Consider the following 14,907-nt stretch of genomic DNA (forward strand, 5'->3'; position numbering starts at 1 on the left):
CCGCCGTACGACCGTGATACGACGGCTTTAAACAGCGCGGCGTAGAATCCGTCGGTATGGTCACCCTCTACGACGTCCCGGCGGAGGACCTCATCGAGGAGGTCGCCGCCCGGCTCGAGGACCGAATCGACGAACCGGACTGGGTGCAGTTCACGAAGACCGGAACGGACCGCGAACTCCCGCCCCAGCAGGAGGACTTCTGGTACGTCCGCGCAGCGTCCGTGCTCCGGAAGGTCGCCGACAACGGCCCCATCGGCATCGAGCGGCTCGCCACCAGCTACGGCGGCGCCAAACACGGCTCCAACCGCTACGTCGTCTCGCCGCCGGACCACCGCGGCGGCTCCCGGAAAATCATCCGCGTCGCGCTCCAGCAGCTCGAAGAGGAAGGCCTCGTCGAGACCGCGAAGGGCGAGGGCCGGCGCATCACCGCCGACGGCCGCGCGTTCCTCGACGACACGGCCGGCGACGTCCTCGAAGACCTCGACCGCCCGGAACTCGAACGCTACGCGTAACTCCGCCGCCGGACCCCGATTTCTCCGACCCGGTAGCCGCTGATTCCGTTTCAGTCACCGCTCCTCCCGCGTAGCCCTCGGCACCGAGTTTGCGGCAGGTCGAGGTGCTCGCTTCGCTCGGTGACAGCGGGTCCGCGGCTCGCCCGAAAGCTCGCCGCGGGTGGTCGAGGCGCTCGCTTCGCTCGCACCTCGCTGTCCCCGCAACGGTTTTGCCGCCCCACCAGTTACGACCCTCCATGAGCGAAAACCCGGACGACGAGCGACTGGAGGAGCTTCGGCAGAAGAAGATGGAGCAGCTGCAGGACCGCGCCGAGCAGGGCGGCGACGAGGAGGCTCAGCAGGCCGCCCAGCAGCAGGCCGAACAGCAGCAGGAGGCGATGCTGAAACAGCACCTCACCGACGGCGCCCGCCAGCGGCTGAACGCCGTCGAGATGAGCAAGCCCGAGTTCGCGAAGAAGGTGAAACAGCAGGTCGTCGCGCTCGCCCGCAGCGGCCGAATCAACGACCGCATCGACGAGGACCAGATGAAGTCCCTGCTCCGCGAGCTGCAGCCCGACCAGAAGAGCTTCGACATCCGCCGGCGCTGAATGGAGCTCGCGCTGCTGTACAGCGGGGGGAAAGACTCCTCGCTCGCCGCGCTCGTCCTCGAACGGTTCTACGACGTGACGCTCGTCACTGCGCAGTTCGGCGTCACCGACGACCACGAGCACGCGCGCCGCGCCGCCGAGTCGCTCGGCTTCCCGTTCGCGGTCCACGAACTCGACCCGGCGGTCGCCGCCGACGCCGTCGAGACGATGTACGAGGACGGCTACCCCCGCAACGGCATCCAGCAGGTGCACGAACACGCCCTCGAATCCGTCGCCGGAACTGACGTCGACGCGGTCGCCGACGGCACCCGCCGCGACGACCGCGTCCCGACGGTGTCCCGCGCGTTCGCGCAGTCGCTCGAGGACCGCCACGGCGTCGACTACCTGTCGCCGCTCGCCGGCTTCGGCCGCGACGCCGTCGACCGCCTCGTCGACGCCAGTTTCGACGTCGACGTCGGGCCGAGCGAGCAGGTGCCGAAGGCGGACTACGAGGGCGAACTCAGGGCGCTGCTCGCCGACGAGTACGGCCCCGGCGCCGTCGACGACGTCTTCCCGAACCACGAGCAGACGTACGTCCGCGGCCGCCGCGACTGAACCCGAAACCGGGTTGTTTTCCACCGTCCCCGACGCAGCAGCGGACGTGACTCTGCCGCTCGATTTCGGCCTCGCCGCCGCGGTCGCCGCCGCGGTGCTGTGGGGCGGCTACCTCTTCTCGCTGAAGTACAGTTTCTCCGCCTACCCGGCGTCGGTGCTCGTCGTCCTCGTCGACGTCGCGGCGCTGGCGTGGTACGCGCCGGTCGCCGCGGCCACCGTCGACGTCGCCGCGCTCCCATCGCCCGCCCAAATCGGCTGGAGCGGCGCCGCCGCGCTCGCCGCCATCGTCGGAGGTGTCGCCGCCGGCTACGTCCTGTTCATCGAGGCGCTCGACGGCGGCGACGTCTCCTACGTCGCCCCGATAAACAAGGTCGTCCCGGTGTTCGTGCTGCCGCTGGAGGTGGTGCTGCTCGACGAGACGATTCCGCCGCTCGCGGTCGCCGGCGTCGTCGTCGTCACCGCCGCCGTCTACGTCGCGAACTACCGCGGCGGCGACCTCGCCGCGCCGCTCCGCCGCGCCGCCACGTCGACGCCGGCGCGGCTCGCGCTGCTGTCGGCGATGGCGTACGCGGTCGGTGACGTCGCCAAGCGCGCCGTCGTCTCCGACGTCGGCCTGCCGCCGCAGGCGCTCGTGCTCACGTCGCTCGTCGGCGTCCCGCTGGTGCTGCTGCCGCTCGCCGTCCGGTCGTGGCCGGACGGACCCCTGGAGTACCGGACGTTCGCGGCCGCCGGCCTCGTCGTCGCCGCCGCGGAGCACCTCACCGCGGTCGCGTTCGCCGCCGTCCCGGCCAGCATCGCCTCGCCCATCGTGAACACGCAGGCCGTCGTCGCGGTCATCCTCGGCGGCGTCGTCCTCGGCGAGAAGCACCTCGGAATCCGGCTCGCCGCCGCCGCGCTCGCCGTCGTCGGCGTCACGATGCTCGCCATCTAGCCCCGGTTTCGCCGACCGCTGCCGCCGCCAGGCCTCGCTGCGTCGTCCGCTCGTCCCACGTCTTTTTGCCGTGGCTGCGCTCAGTCCGTCCATGGACGACGCCGACATGGCGGAGGCGGTTGGCCGGACGTGGGTCGACGACCGGCCGTGGGAGTTCCTCACCGAGTTGACGGCTATCGGCGGCCGGATGGGCGGCAGCGACGGGGAGCGGCGCGCAGCGGCGCTGGTCGCCGACGCCTTCCGCGACGCCGGGCTCGACCGGGTGCGCGACCAGCCGTTCGGGATGCGTGAGTGGCGGCGCGGCGCCACGGACCTCGAACTGGTGACGCCGGAGCGCCGGTCGTTCGAGGCCATCGCGCTGCCGTACTGCCCGCCCGGCGAGGTGGAAGCCGAGTTCGTCGACGTCGGCTACGGCACCCCCGACGAGATCGACGAGGCGGACGTCGACGGGAAAATCGCGGTGGCGTCGACGACGACGCCGAAGGGGAGCCGGTTCATCCACCGGATGGAGAAGTTCGGCTACGCGGCCGACGCGGGCGCGGAGGCGTTCGTGTTCGTCAACCACGTCGCCGGGCAACTGCCGCCGACCGGGTCGCTGACGTTCGGCGAGGAGGCCGCGATTCCGGCGGTCGGCGTGAGCAAGGAGACCGGGGCGTGGCTCACCGAGTACGCCGGCGACGGCGAACTGGCGCTGTCGGTCGACGCGGAGACCGTCGACGGCGAGAGCCAGAACGTCCTCGGCCGGACCGGCCCCGACACCGACGAGGCGGTGCTGGTGACGGCGCACTACGACGCCCACGACATCGCGGAGGGCGCACTCGACAACGGCTGTGGCATCGCGACGCTCGTCACGGCGGCCCGGATTCTCGCCGCCGTCGACCTCGACACCGCGGTCCGGTTCGCCGCGGTCGGCTGCGAGGAGACCGGGCTGCTCGGCGCCGAACACCTCGCCGCGGAGACCGACCTCGACGGCGTGAAAGCCGTCGTCAACATCGACGGCGCCGGCCGGTTCCGCGACCTGGTCGCGATGACGCACACCTCCGAGGCGACGGCGGACGTGGCGCGCCGCGTCGCCGACGGCACCCGCCACCCGGTGTCGGTGCGCGAGGAGCCGCACCCGTTTTCGGACCAGTGGCCGTTCGTCCGGCGCGGCGTCCCGGCGCTGCAACTGCACTCTGACAGCGGCGAACGCGGCCGGGGCTGGGGGCACACCCACGCCGACACCCGCGACAAGGTCGACGACCGGAACGTCCGCGAACACGGCGCGCTCGCCGCGCTACTCGTCCGCGAACTCGGCCGTGACGACACCGAGGTGCCGGCGCTCGACGCGTACGACCTGGAGGAGGCGTTCCGGGACGCCGACTTCGAACCGGGGATGCGCGCCGCCGGGCTGTGGCCCGACGACTGGGACTGACCGGCGTCGACGCGGCGCGCCACCGCTACACCAACGGGTCCTCCGGTTCGCCCTCTTCGACCTCGCGGACAGCGGCTTCGACGACGAGCCAGACGCCGCGAGCGACGTGGAAGGCGCCGTAGACGAGCGCGGCGCCGACGGCTGCGAGGTCGACCAGCGGCCCGACCAGCGGCGCCCCGGCGAGCCAGTCGCCGACCGCCTCGGCGACGACGACCGTGAACGCGCCGAACGCGGCGCGGACGGCGGCGTCCCAGCACACCTCGCGTCGAATCACGGCCCGGACTGTCGGCCGCAGCGCCGGTAAGCCAGGCGGATTCCGCGGCGTCCACCGGGCTCCGTCGGCGTCGCACGGCTCCTCCGTTACTCGTCCGTGGTTCGCACGGCTCCTCCGTTGCTCTCACGGCTCCCGAGGTCCGTTTAGCCTCGCTCGGTTTCCGGCGCCGAAACGCCGTCGAGGACGTCGCGGGCGACGCGGGCGCGGACGACCCCGTCGACGCGGCGCTCGCCGAACACGTCCCGGATCGTTTCGACTGCGGGCGGGTCGGCCGCGAACGCGACGCCGGGGTAGTCGACGCCGACGAGCACCAGCGGTTCGGGCGGCGCGGCGGCGATCCCCGCCGGCCCGGCGAGCCGCTCCGCGCCGAGCACCTCGTCGACGCGGCCGCGGTCGGTGTCGCCGACGGCGACGCCGCGGACGACGGAGGCGAGTCGGCGGACGAACTCCCGCGGGAAGCCGCCGGCGGCGACACGGAGAACCAGAAACTCGTCGTCGCCGCCGCTGTCGCTGTCGGTGTTGCCACCGCGGTCGCTGCTGCGGTCGCTGTCGCTGCTGCGGTCGCGGTAGACCTCGACGGAGACGTCGCGGACGGTGCCGGTGTCGTCGGTGGTGAGGTTGCGGAAGTCGTGTTCGCCGGAGAGCGCCACGGCGGCGTCGCGGGCGCGGTCGAGCGACGCGTCCGGCGCGTGGAGGTGGTAGCGGTAGACGCGGCGCGCGGCGTCGTGGGTGGCGTGGAAGTCGTCGGGGACGTCGGCGGCCGCCCACACCCGGACGTCGCCGGGGAGTTCAGAGCAGACGGCGCGCGGCGTCAGCCACTTCGGCGCGTCGAACGCGACGGTCTGCGCGACGGCCGAGACGCCGGCGTCGGTGCGGCCCGCGGCGGCGTAGCCCACCGGCTTCGGGTCGTCCGGGTCGTGCACGCCGAGGTCGGCGAGCGCGTCGAACAGCGTGTCCTCGACGGTCGGGACGTCTGGCTGGCGCTGAAACCCGAAGTACGGACGGCCGTCGTAGGCGACGCGGTAGGCGCGCATCATCCGTCCGGGCGGCGCGGGGCGGCGCGGGGCAGCGTCGGGCGGCGCGGGGCGGCGCGGGGCAGCGTCGGGCGGCGCGGGGCGGCGCGGGGCAGCGTCGGGCGACGCGGGGCGGCGCGGGGCACGCTCAGGCGTAGTCGCCGTACGTCGGCCGGTCGCGGTCCCCCGGGAAGTCGTCGACCGGCGCCGTGGTCTGGTCGCCCGACGCCATGTCCTTCAGCGTCACCTCGTCGTTCGCGAGGTCCTGCTCGCCGACGATGACGACCGTCTCGGCGTTGATGGAGTCGGCGTACCCCATCTGCGCGCCGAAGCTCCGGTCGGAGACGTCGGTCTCGACGACGTGGCCCTTCGCGCGCAGGTCGCGGGCGACGCGGGCGGCGACGCCGCGGGTGTCGCCCACCTGGAGGACGTAGTAGTCCGTCGCCAGCTCCTCGTCCGGGTAGACGCCGGCCTCCTCGAGCAGCAGGTGGAGCGTCGAGTGGCCCGGCGCGACCCCGACGGCCGGCGTCGGCTGCCCGCCGAACTGCTCGATGAGGTCGTCGTAGCGGCCGCCGCCGAAGACGGAGCGGGAGACGCGGCCCTTCGAGTCGAAGCACTCGAAGACGGTGCCGGTGTAGTAGTCGAGGCCGCGGGCGGTGCGCAGCGACAGGTCGCAGTGCCCGCCGACCCCGAAGTCGTCGGCGGCCGCGAGGACGGCGCGGAGGTTCTCGACGGCGTCGTCGAGCGCCGCGGAGTCCGCGAACTCGGTGAGTTCGTCGAGGTTCGCCGGGTCGGTGACGCCGAGCAGGTCGTCGAACTCCCGCGCCTCGTCGTAGCCGAGGCCGGCGTCCGCCAGCAGGTCGAGGTACTCGTTCTCGCTCACCTTCTCGGACTTGTCGACGGCGCGGATGGCGTCCTCGACGTCGACGTCGGCGTCGAACGACCGCAGGAGGCTCCCGAGGATGTCGCGGTGGCTCACCCGGAACTCGAAGTCGTCGGCGTCCAGCCCCAGCGCCGTCAGCGCGTCGGCGGCGACCGCCAGCACCTCGGCGTCGGCCGACGGGTCCGACGACCCGAAGATGTCGACGTTCGTCTGGTAGAACTCGCGGAACCGGCCCTGCTGGACCGCCTCGTACCGCCAGAACGGCCGCGTCGACACCCACTTCACGGGCTTGCTGAGCTCCTGGGACTTCGCGGCGTACATCCGCGCGACCGTCGGCGTCAGCTCCGGCGTCAAGGTGACGTGCCGGCCGCCGTGGTCCTCGAACGCGTACAGCTCGTCGACGATTTCGTCGCCGCTCTTGTCCGTCCACATCGCGGCGCGCTCGAGCCGCGGCGTCCCGATTTCGCGGAAGCCGTACCGCTCCGCGACGCCCTCCACGGTGTCGATGACCTCCCGCCGCGCCGCCATCTCCGGCGCGTAGAAGTCACGGAACCCCTTCAGGTGCTCGTAGGTAGTCATACACGGAGATTCCGTCGGGACTCGGTTTAATGTCGTGGTTCTCGGGTGATACTCGCCGTCACGGCGACCACCCGGACCGCGATGCGGCACGGACGGTTATGTACCGCGCGTCCGTCTGTGCGGCCGTGTCCCCCAACTGGTCCCGCTCCGCCGGAACGGTTCGCGGTTCGGTCGCGGTCGGCGTCGTCGCGGCGGCCTGCACCGTCGCCGGCTTCGCGGCTTCCGACGCCGGCGTCGCCTCCCCGGTTCCGGCGGCGACGCTGTGGGTCGGCGCGCTGCTCCCGCCGGTGTACGCCGCGGCCGCGACCGCCGGCGGCGCCCCGGTTTCGACCTGGATTCCGGCGGCCGCCGGCCCGCCCGTCGGCTTCGTCGCGTGGGTGCTGTTCGACCTGACGCGGACGACGCGACCGCTCGACGCGCCGCTGTGGCCGTACGTCGCGCTGTACGTCGCCGGGTCGCTCCTGCTCGCGTCCGTCGGCGCCGTCGTCGGCAGCGCGGTCCGACGGCGCGGCGTCGCAGGCTGAGAACTGACCGCTGACCGCTGACTGCCGACTCCGATGCCGACCGCTCGGCATCGCTCCCGGGCGCTACATAGCGGCGCATACCCCTCTTAGCGACGTTTATTCGGGTGTCTCGTCGACCACCGGACGTCATGCACGACGACAAGCGGACGCGACGCGCAGTCCTCGCCTCCTCCGGGCTCGCGCTGGCGAGCGGACTCGCCGGCTGTACCGACGGCTCCTCCAACAGCCAGAACGCGGCTTCCGGCGGAAGCAACGGTACCAGCGGAAGCAGCGAAACCAGCGGCAGCGGCGGGACCAGCGGCAGCGGCGGCGAGACGTACCAGGTCGGCTACGGCGACTACCGGACGACGGTGAACGCCGCGAACTTCCCCGACACGCTGTACGTCTACGCCGTCCAGTCGGGCTGGTCGAACTGGCCGGCCATCATGAAGGCGTTCGAACAGCAGTACGGCGTCGCGCTCAACGACGACGACCGGTCGTCCGGCGAGGCGCTGAAAGACCTCCGGGCGCACGCCAACAACCCGACGCACTCGGCGTACAACGGCGGCTACACCTACGGCATCCTCGCGATGAACGACGGGCTGACGCAGGCGTACAAGCCGGCGAACTGGGACAAGGTGCCGTCCAAACTGAAAACCGACAACGGCCACATGACGGCGACGCGCCGCATGACGACGGCGGTCACCTACCGGAAGGACATCTACGAGGAGCGCGGCCTCGACGCCCCGGAGACGTGGGAGGACCTCCTGAACCCGGACATCACGAAAGACCTCGCGCTGCAGACGCCGACCGCGGCCGTCGGCCTCGCCTCCGCGCTGTCAGTGAACAACGCCCGCGGCGGCAGCCTCGACGACCTCCAGCCGGTCATCGACTACTACAAGCAGCTCAAGTCCGGCGGCGCCGAGTTCACCGACAACTTCCTCGCGCAGTTCACGAAAGGCGAGTACTCGACGTTCATCCGGTACGACTACTCCGGGCTGAACCTCAAGTACAACAACCCGGACATCCCGAAGGAGAACGTCGGCGTCGCGCTGCTCAAGGGGAAGAACGGCAACAAGGGCGCGTTCAATCAGCCGTACGGCTTCGGGATGCTGAAGGGCGCACCGAACCCCGGCGCCTGCAAACTGTTCATGGACTACGTCCTGTCGCTCGAAGGCCAGCGGAAGTTCCTCGACGCGTTCGTCCGGCCCATCCGTGCGCCGGAACTCGAAATGCCCGAGCAGTTCCCGTCCCAGGACGTCTACGCCGCCACCGAGTTCCAGGTCGACTACGCCGAACTCGTGAACAAGCAGGAGGGCATCATCCAGCAGATCAACCGCGAGGCGAACCTGTAGGCGATGGCGACCGACACGGAGTCGGGCGGCGAGCACACCGGGCTCTCGACGGGCCGCGTCTCCCCCGGCCGAGCGGCGCGGGCGCTCGCGGCGCTCCGCGGCGTCTTCGTGCCGGTCACCGAGCGAGACCGGGCGCGTCGACGGCTCGTGCTGCTGTGTCTGCCGTTCGCGTCGCTGGCGGCCGTGGCCGGCTTCTACCCGCTGTGGGAGATGCTGAAAATCAGCCTGTCCACCCAGCAGTTCACGACCACGGTGAACGTCGTCGACGTCGCAGCCACCAGCGTCCGGCGGCTTCAGCCGTCGTTCCCCGGCGTCTCCGTCGAGGCGTACCGGACGCTGTTCACCGACGGCTACTACCGCGCGGTCGCGGTGAACACGGTGTGGTTCGCGGTCGCGACGACGCTCGGCGCGCTCGCCGTCGCGGTGCCGGTGGCGCACGCGCTCGAGAAGTACGACCTGCCGGCGAAGGGCGCGGTCCTCACGGTGCTGTCGTTCCCGAACAGCCTCCCCGGCATCGTCGCCGCGTTCATGATTATCGTGCTCGCCGGGAACGCCGGGCTCGTCACGAACCTGCTCGCGTTCCTCTCCGGGCGGCCGCCGACGTCGCTCGCCGTCGCGACGTCCGTGGTCGGGCTGTTCTTCGGCTACCTGTACACGATGGTGCCGCGGGCGCTGCTGCTGTTGCGCGGCACGTACGCCGAAGTGAACACCGACGCCGAGGAGGCCGCGCGGGCACTCGGCGCGTCGCCGTGGCGGACGTTCCGGTACGTGACGTTCCCGCAGATTCGGTCGGGCGTCGTCGGCGCCGGCATCCTGTCGCTGCGGACGGCGTTCGCCATCTTCGGCACCGTCCTGATTCTGACGGCGATTCAGCCGCCGGTGTGGACGCTCCAGATCAACCGCGAACTCGCGAACGGCTTCAACATCCGCGTCGCCTCCGCGATGGCGACCGTCTGGTTCGCGTTCGTCCTCGGATTCACCGTCCTCGGCCTCCGGTACACCGACGCGGAGGTGGGGATGTGACGACCGACGCCGCGGACGCAGCAATCGCGGACGACGCGGGGGACGCGGAAGCCTCCGCCGACGCCGACGCCGGCGGCACCGCGGCCGCGACGACGCGGAACCCGGGATCTCCGTCGGGGTTCGGCGCCGCGTCGCTGTCGGCGCGGTTCGGCCGGTCGTTCGTCGTCGCCGTGCTGGTCGCGACGCTCGTCTTCCTCGCGGCGCCCGTCCTGGCGACGTTCGTGAGTTCGTTCGCCCGGTCGTGGACCGGCGCGCTCCCGTCCGGGTTCGTCACGACGACGCACTGGGCGTCGGTGCTCGGGCTGAGCGACGGCGTCGCCGGCGCCGCGGAGCGCTCGCTCGGCGTGACGCAGTGGCCGCCGTGGGAGAACCCGCTGCTGTTCTCGGTCGGGCTGGCGCTCGGCGGCGTCCTCATCAACCTCGTCGTCGGCGTCCCCGTCGCGTACGCCGTCTCGCGGTACGACTTCGCGGGCCGCGAGTGGGTGAACGCGTTCGCCGTGCTGCCGCTCGCGCCCGGCATCATCCTCGGCGTCGCGTTCCTCCGCGCGTACCCCGAAATCTCCGGGTCCGTGCTCGGGCTCGTCGTCGGCTACTCGCTGCTGAAAGCGCCGTACATGGTGATGGCCGTCCAGTCCAGTTTCGAGTCGATGCCGCTCCGGCAACTGGAGGAGAGCGCCCGGTCGCTCGGCGCGTCGTGGCCGCGGACGTTCCTCACCGTCATCGTCCCGAACGCCCGCACCGGCATCGTCTCCGGCTCCATCATCTGCTGGACGCTCGCCGCCGCCGAGTTCAACTTCTCGTACATCGTGTTCTCGCGCGGCACGCCGCCGCTCGCGCTGTTTCTGAAAGCGCACATCTCGAACAGCTCGTTCCTGACGACCGCCGCCGCCGTCTCCGTGTTCTTCCTGCTCGTCGGCGCCGTCACGCTGCTGCTGCAGGCCGTCGGCGGCTGGGACCGAACCACCCGAACCTGATTCCATGTCCGAAATCACGCTCGACTCCGTCACGAAACGCTTCGCCGACACGACCGCCGTAGACGACGTCTCGCTCACTATCCGCGACGGCGAGACGCTCGGCGTCGTCGGCCCGTCCGGCTGCGGGAAGACGACGACGCTCCGGCTGCTCGCCGGCTTCGAAACCCCGACGGGCGGCGTCGTCAGGTTCGACGGCGAGGACGTCACGCACGTCCCGCCCGAGCGCCGAACCGTCGGGCTCGTCTTCCAGTCGTACGCGCTGTTCGACAACATGACAGTCCGCGGCAACGTCGAGTTCGGCATGAAGATGCACGGCGTCCCGGCGGCCGACCGGGTCCACGGCGCGCTCCGGCTGCTCCGGATGCTCGGCATCGCCGACCTCGCCGAGCGCGACCCGCGGACGCTCTCCGGCGGCCAGCAGCAGCGCGTCGGCCTCGCCCGCGCGCTCGCCGTCGAACCGCGGGTGCTGCTGCTCGACGAGCCGATGACCGGGCTTGACGCGAAACTGAAACACCAGCTCCGCGCCGAAATCGGCGCGCTGCTCGACGACCTCGACGTCACGACGCTGTACGTCACCCACGACCAGGAGCAGGCGATGGCGATGTGCGACCGCATCGCCGTCATGAACGACGGCGTCGTCGAGCAGGTCGGGACGCCGGAGGCGGTGTACGAACGGCCGACCTCCGCGTTCGTCGCCGACTTCGTCGGCACCTCGAACCTCCTCACGGCGACGGTCCGCGACGGCGCGCTCGACTTCGGCTTCACCGCGGTCGACGCTCCGCGCGACTCGGCGGTCGACTTCGACTACGACGCCGACAGCGCGGACGGCGGCGGCAACGCGGACGACGACGGTGACGGCGATGTCGCCGACCGCGCTGGCGACGTGACCGTCACGGTCCGCCCGGACGACGTCGTCGTCGCGGCGGACGGCTCCGACGCCGGACCGCCGGCCGGGGACGCGACGGCGACGGTCGCGGACCGCTTCTACCTCGGCGAGAAAACCGAGGTCGTCCTCGACGTCGACGGCGGCCCGGAACTGACGGCGGAACTCGGCCGCCACGACCCGGTGCCGGCGGTCGGGGCCACCGTCTCGGTCGGCGTCGACCCGGCCGGAATCCACGTCGTCGACGGCGACGAGTGGCCCGCGGCGTCGACTCCGAGCGCCGAACCGCCGGCAGACAGTCCCGGGGAACGAGCAGCCGCCCCGGAACCGGACGGCGGCTCGGAGCCGGACCGATGACGCGCCGTATCGCCCACCGCGGGTTCGCCGGCGTCGCCCCGGAGAACACCGTCGCGGCCGCGGTCGCCGCCGCCGAGCACGCCGACGCCGTCGAGGTCGACGCGCAGCTCTCCGCCGACGGCGACGCGGTCCTGTTCCACGACGACCGCCTCGACGACCGCGCCGGCTCGCGCGGCGTCACCGACGGCGACGGCTACGTCTGGGAGTCCACCGCCGCGGACCTCGCCGACCTGTCGGTGTTCGACAGCGGCGAGCCGGTGCCGACGCTCCGCGACCTGTTCGATGCGCTCCCGGACGACACCGCCGTCAACGTCGAACTGAAGAACCCCGGCCGCACCGACCTCCGGCCCGGCGAACTGCTCGACGACGCCGCGCGGCTCGAACGCGCCGGGGTCTGGCGGCCGCTGGTCGACGCCGTCGCGGACGCCGCCGCCGAGGCCGACAACGACGTGCTGCTGTCGTCGTTCTGTGAGGGCGCGCTCGCCGCCGCGCGCGACGCCACGCCGGAGACGCCGCTCGCCGTGCTGCTCTGGGACGACCCGGACGCCGGCCTGGCGCTCGCGCGCCGGTACGACGCCGACGCCATCCACCCGCCGAAAACCGCCGTCGGCGACGCCCGAATCGACGACGCGCACCTCCCGCCGCGGTCGGCGTTCGGCGGCACCGACCTCGTGGGCGTCGCGGCCGACGAGGGCTACGACGTGAACGTCTGGACGGTGACCACGTGGCGCGAAGCCGACGCCCTCCGCGACGCCGGCGTCGACGGCATCATCGCCGACTACCCCGGACTCGGCTGGCGAACCGAGTGACGCAGCGCGGAACGACGGCCGAAGCGGCGCCGGTCTCGGGTCGGCGCCACGAACTCGGGATTTGATATCGCGAAATATAGTTTATCCGCGCGGATTTGGGGTCGTTCGGTGCGTCGGATGCGACGGCCGGCGCGCGGCGTTCGAGAACCGGAAATCCGGGCGTTTGGTAAGACTTACCGGCGCGCACGGGAAGGTCCGGCTATGAGTTCGCTTCCCGAGCGGTCCGAAATCGACGAGGAGTACAAGTGGAGCATCGGCTCCATCTACGCCTCGGACGAGGAGTGGGAGGACGCCTACGAGTCGGTTCGAGAGCGCATCGACGACGTCCGCGCCTACGAGGGCAGAGTGACGGAGTCGGCGGCGACGCTCCGTGAACTGCTGGAGACGTACGAGGACGTGATGCGGGAGGTCGCGACGGTGACGCAGTACGCGAACCTCCGGTCGAACGAGGACACCCGGAACCAGGAGTACCAGGCGATGGCGTCGAAGGCGCAGTCGCTGTCGGCGGAGACGTCGAGCGCGTCGAGCTTCATCGAGCCGGAACTCCAGCAGCTCGACTGGGACGACGTCGAGTCGTTCATCGACGAGGAGCCGGCGCTCGCCGAGTACGAACACTACTTCGACGACGCGCTCCGGATGAAGCCGCACACCCGCTCCGCCGAGGTGGAGGAGCTGCTCGCCGACCTCTCGGAGGTCACGAACGCGCCGAGCGAGACGTACTCGATGCTGTCCGACGCCGACATGACGTTCCCGTCCGTCGAGGGGCCGGACGGCGAGGAAATCGAGGTGTCACAGGGGAACTTCACGACGCTGCTGCAGAAGCCCGACCGCGACTTCCGCCGGCGCGTCCACGAGTCGTTCTACGAGGAGTGGGTGGACGTCCGCAACACGGTCGGGACGACGCTCGCGAAGTCGACGAAGAAGGACGTGAAGCTCGCCGACGCCCGGAACTACGACTCCGCCCGGGAGGCGGCGCTCGACGGTCCGAACGTCCCGGTCGAGGTGTACGACAACCTCGTCGGGACGGTCCGCGACAACCTCGACTCGCTCCAGCGGCACGCCGAACTGAAGCGGCGCGCGCTCGACGTCGACGACCTCGAAATGTGGGACGTCTACATGTCGCTGACCGGCGAGGAGGGCCCCGACGTCAGCTACGAGGAGGCGACGGACATGGTCGTCGAGGCCGTCGCGCCGCTCGGCGAGCCGTACCAGCGTCGGATGGCCGAGGGGCTGGAGTCCCGCTGGGTCGACGTCTACGAGAACCGCGGGAAGCGCAGCGGCGCCTACTCCGCCGGCACGTACGACACCCAGCCGTTCATCATGATGAACTACCAGGACGACGTCTCCTCGATGTACACGCTGGCGCACGAACTCGGCCACTCGATGCACTCCGAACTGGCGAAGGAGGCGCAGCCGTGGCAGTACGCGAACTACGAGATATTCGTCGCCGAGGTCGCCTCGACGGTGAACGAGACGCTGCTCACCCAGCACCTGCTGGAGAACGCCGACTCCGACGAACTCCGCCTGCACGCGCTCGACCAGTACCTCGAACGGTTCCGGTCGACGCTGTTCCGCCAGACGATGTTCGCGGCGTTCGAACAGCAGATTCACGAGCACGTCGAGGACGGCAAGCCGCTGACGCCGGACGTCTTCGACGACTACTACGGCGGCCTGAAAGAGGAGTTCTACGCGAACGCCCACGTCGACGACCACATCCGCCGCGAGTGGATGCGCATCCCGCACTTCTACTACAACTTCTACGTCTACCAGTACTCGACGGGTATCTCGGCGGCCGCCGCAATCGTCGAACGCATCCTCGACGGCGGCGAGGACGCCGCCGCGGACTACCGCGACGCGCTGAAAGCCGGCGGCAGCGAGTACCCCATCGACGTACTCGACATCGCCGGCATCGACATGACGTCCGCCGACCCCATCGAGTCCGCAATCGGCGTCTACGACGAGTACCTCGGCCGCGCCGAGGAACTGCTCGACCTGTAGCCGCTCCCCCGGTCTGCTCTCCCCGGCCCGCTCGACCTGCACCGCTCGACCTGTACCGTTCGGCCTTCGGCTTCGACTCGCAGCCCGCACCGCGCCGCACTCGTCGCGTCGCCGGCCGGTTTCGTTCCTCGTTCGTCGGGCTCTCGCCGGCTTCGCCGCGCGATTCACACACCGCGTCGCCGCCGCGGTGTGCGAACCCGAAAAATCCCGGGAGACCC

The 14,907-nt window shown here is 71.1% G+C and carries 15 protein-coding genes; 12 read left to right on the top strand and 3 right to left on the bottom strand.

The window, feature by feature from the left end; translation table 11 throughout:
- The first annotated feature begins 56 nt into the window (after positions 1 to 56).
- The 5 genes from ACQUS7_RS06450 (at position 57) to ACQUS7_RS06470 (ending at position 4,038) form a co-directional block, all read left to right on the top strand.
- Complete coding sequence (locus ACQUS7_RS06450; RefSeq protein ID WP_435124175.1) at positions 57 to 512, top strand: 30S ribosomal protein S19e; 456 nt, start codon at positions 57 to 59, stop codon at positions 510 to 512.
- A 236-nt stretch (positions 513 to 748) separates the two neighbouring features.
- Positions 749 to 1,099, top strand: coding sequence for a DNA-binding protein (locus ACQUS7_RS06455; protein ID WP_435124177.1), 351 nt, complete (start codon positions 749 to 751; stop codon positions 1,097 to 1,099).
- Positions 1,100 to 1,693 carry a DUF7411 family protein gene (locus tag ACQUS7_RS06460; RefSeq protein ID WP_435124179.1) on the top strand — a complete coding sequence of 198 codons (594 nt, stop codon included), beginning with the start codon at positions 1,100 to 1,102 and terminating at the stop codon, positions 1,691 to 1,693.
- 46 nt (positions 1,694 to 1,739) lie between these two features.
- The gene (locus ACQUS7_RS06465) at positions 1,740 to 2,624 is read left to right on the top strand and encodes an EamA family transporter (protein WP_435145730.1); all 885 of its coding nucleotides are present in this window, start codon (positions 1,740 to 1,742) and stop codon (positions 2,622 to 2,624) included.
- Between the two features lie 91 nt (positions 2,625 to 2,715).
- Positions 2,716 to 4,038, top strand: coding sequence for a M28 family peptidase (locus ACQUS7_RS06470; RefSeq protein WP_435124183.1), 1,323 nt, complete (start codon positions 2,716 to 2,718; stop codon positions 4,036 to 4,038).
- A gap of 25 nt (positions 4,039 to 4,063) precedes the next feature.
- Here ACQUS7_RS06470 and ACQUS7_RS06475 read toward each other — a convergent pair whose 3' ends face one another.
- From ACQUS7_RS06475 to hisS, 3 genes are all read right to left on the bottom strand, one after another.
- Positions 4,064 to 4,312 carry a hypothetical protein gene (locus tag ACQUS7_RS06475; RefSeq protein ID WP_435124184.1) on the bottom strand — a complete coding sequence of 83 codons (249 nt, stop codon included), beginning with the start codon at positions 4,310 to 4,312 and terminating at the stop codon, positions 4,064 to 4,066.
- A gap of 143 nt (positions 4,313 to 4,455) precedes the next feature.
- Positions 4,456 to 5,346, bottom strand: a complete 891-nt coding sequence (locus ACQUS7_RS06480) for a tRNA pseudouridine(38-40) synthase TruA (RefSeq protein WP_435145733.1) — start codon at positions 5,344 to 5,346, stop codon at positions 4,456 to 4,458.
- 127 nt (positions 5,347 to 5,473) lie between these two features.
- A complete protein-coding gene (gene hisS / locus ACQUS7_RS06485; protein ID WP_435145735.1) occupies positions 5,474 to 6,787 on the bottom strand; it encodes a histidine--tRNA ligase in 1,314 nt (437 codons plus the stop codon).
- 125 nt (positions 6,788 to 6,912) lie between these two features.
- Between hisS and ACQUS7_RS06490 the strand changes: the two genes are divergently transcribed.
- The 7 genes from ACQUS7_RS06490 (at position 6,913) to pepF (ending at position 14,689) form a co-directional block, all read left to right on the top strand.
- Positions 6,913 to 7,311: a hypothetical protein gene (locus ACQUS7_RS06490; protein WP_435145737.1), complete on the top strand. Its 399-nt coding sequence runs from the start codon at positions 6,913 to 6,915 to the stop codon at positions 7,309 to 7,311.
- 128 nt (positions 7,312 to 7,439) lie between these two features.
- On the top strand, positions 7,440 to 8,645 hold the full coding sequence (locus tag ACQUS7_RS06495; protein ID WP_435124189.1) for an extracellular solute-binding protein: 1,206 nt from the start codon (positions 7,440 to 7,442) through the stop codon (positions 8,643 to 8,645).
- Between the two features lie 3 nt (positions 8,646 to 8,648).
- On the top strand, positions 8,649 to 9,668 hold the full coding sequence (locus tag ACQUS7_RS06500; RefSeq protein WP_435145739.1) for an ABC transporter permease: 1,020 nt from the start codon (positions 8,649 to 8,651) through the stop codon (positions 9,666 to 9,668).
- 134 nt (positions 9,669 to 9,802) lie between these two features.
- Entirely contained in the window at positions 9,803 to 10,642 is an 840-nt protein-coding gene (locus ACQUS7_RS06505) for an ABC transporter permease (protein WP_435145890.1), read from the top strand.
- A gap of 4 nt (positions 10,643 to 10,646) precedes the next feature.
- Entirely contained in the window at positions 10,647 to 11,882 is a 1,236-nt protein-coding gene (locus tag ACQUS7_RS06510) for an ABC transporter ATP-binding protein (RefSeq protein WP_435124192.1), read from the top strand.
- On the top strand, positions 11,879 to 12,691 hold the full coding sequence (locus ACQUS7_RS06515) for a glycerophosphodiester phosphodiesterase (RefSeq protein WP_435124194.1): 813 nt from the start codon (positions 11,879 to 11,881) through the stop codon (positions 12,689 to 12,691). Before ACQUS7_RS06510 ends, ACQUS7_RS06515 begins: the two co-directional genes overlap by 4 nt.
- A gap of 201 nt (positions 12,692 to 12,892) precedes the next feature.
- Complete coding sequence (pepF, locus tag ACQUS7_RS06520; protein WP_435145742.1) at positions 12,893 to 14,689, top strand: oligoendopeptidase F; 1,797 nt, start codon at positions 12,893 to 12,895, stop codon at positions 14,687 to 14,689.
- Positions 14,690 to 14,907 lie beyond the last annotated feature (218 nt).

Source organism: Halobaculum sp. P14, assembly GCF_051195155.1.
In the GTDB taxonomy this organism is placed as follows: Archaea; Halobacteriota; Halobacteria; order Halobacteriales; family Haloferacaceae; genus JBNTKA01.

Bases quoted from the DNA above. Each gene is read 5' to 3' on its own strand.
- ACQUS7_RS06450 (WP_435124175.1), top strand. From the start codon at position 57: ATGGTCACCCTCTACGACGTCCCGGCGGAGGACCTCATCGAGGAGGTC.
- ACQUS7_RS06455 (WP_435124177.1), top strand. From the start codon at position 749: ATGAGCGAAAACCCGGACGACGAGCGACTGGAGGAGCTTCGGCAGAAG.
- ACQUS7_RS06460 (WP_435124179.1), top strand. From the start codon at position 1,100: ATGGAGCTCGCGCTGCTGTACAGCGGGGGGAAAGACTCCTCGCTCGCC.
- ACQUS7_RS06470 (WP_435124183.1), top strand. From the start codon at position 2,716: ATGGACGACGCCGACATGGCGGAGGCGGTTGGCCGGACGTGGGTCGAC.
- ACQUS7_RS06480 (WP_435145733.1), bottom strand. From the start codon at position 5,346: ATGCGCGCCTACCGCGTCGCCTACGACGGCCGTCCGTACTTCGGGTTT.
- hisS (WP_435145735.1), bottom strand. From the start codon at position 6,787: ATGACTACCTACGAGCACCTGAAGGGGTTCCGTGACTTCTACGCGCCG.
- ACQUS7_RS06495 (WP_435124189.1), top strand. From the start codon at position 7,440: ATGCACGACGACAAGCGGACGCGACGCGCAGTCCTCGCCTCCTCCGGG.
- ACQUS7_RS06500 (WP_435145739.1), top strand. From the start codon at position 8,649: ATGGCGACCGACACGGAGTCGGGCGGCGAGCACACCGGGCTCTCGACG.
- ACQUS7_RS06510 (WP_435124192.1), top strand. From the start codon at position 10,647: ATGTCCGAAATCACGCTCGACTCCGTCACGAAACGCTTCGCCGACACG.
- ACQUS7_RS06515 (WP_435124194.1), top strand. From the start codon at position 11,879: ATGACGCGCCGTATCGCCCACCGCGGGTTCGCCGGCGTCGCCCCGGAG.
- pepF (WP_435145742.1), top strand. From the start codon at position 12,893: ATGAGTTCGCTTCCCGAGCGGTCCGAAATCGACGAGGAGTACAAGTGG.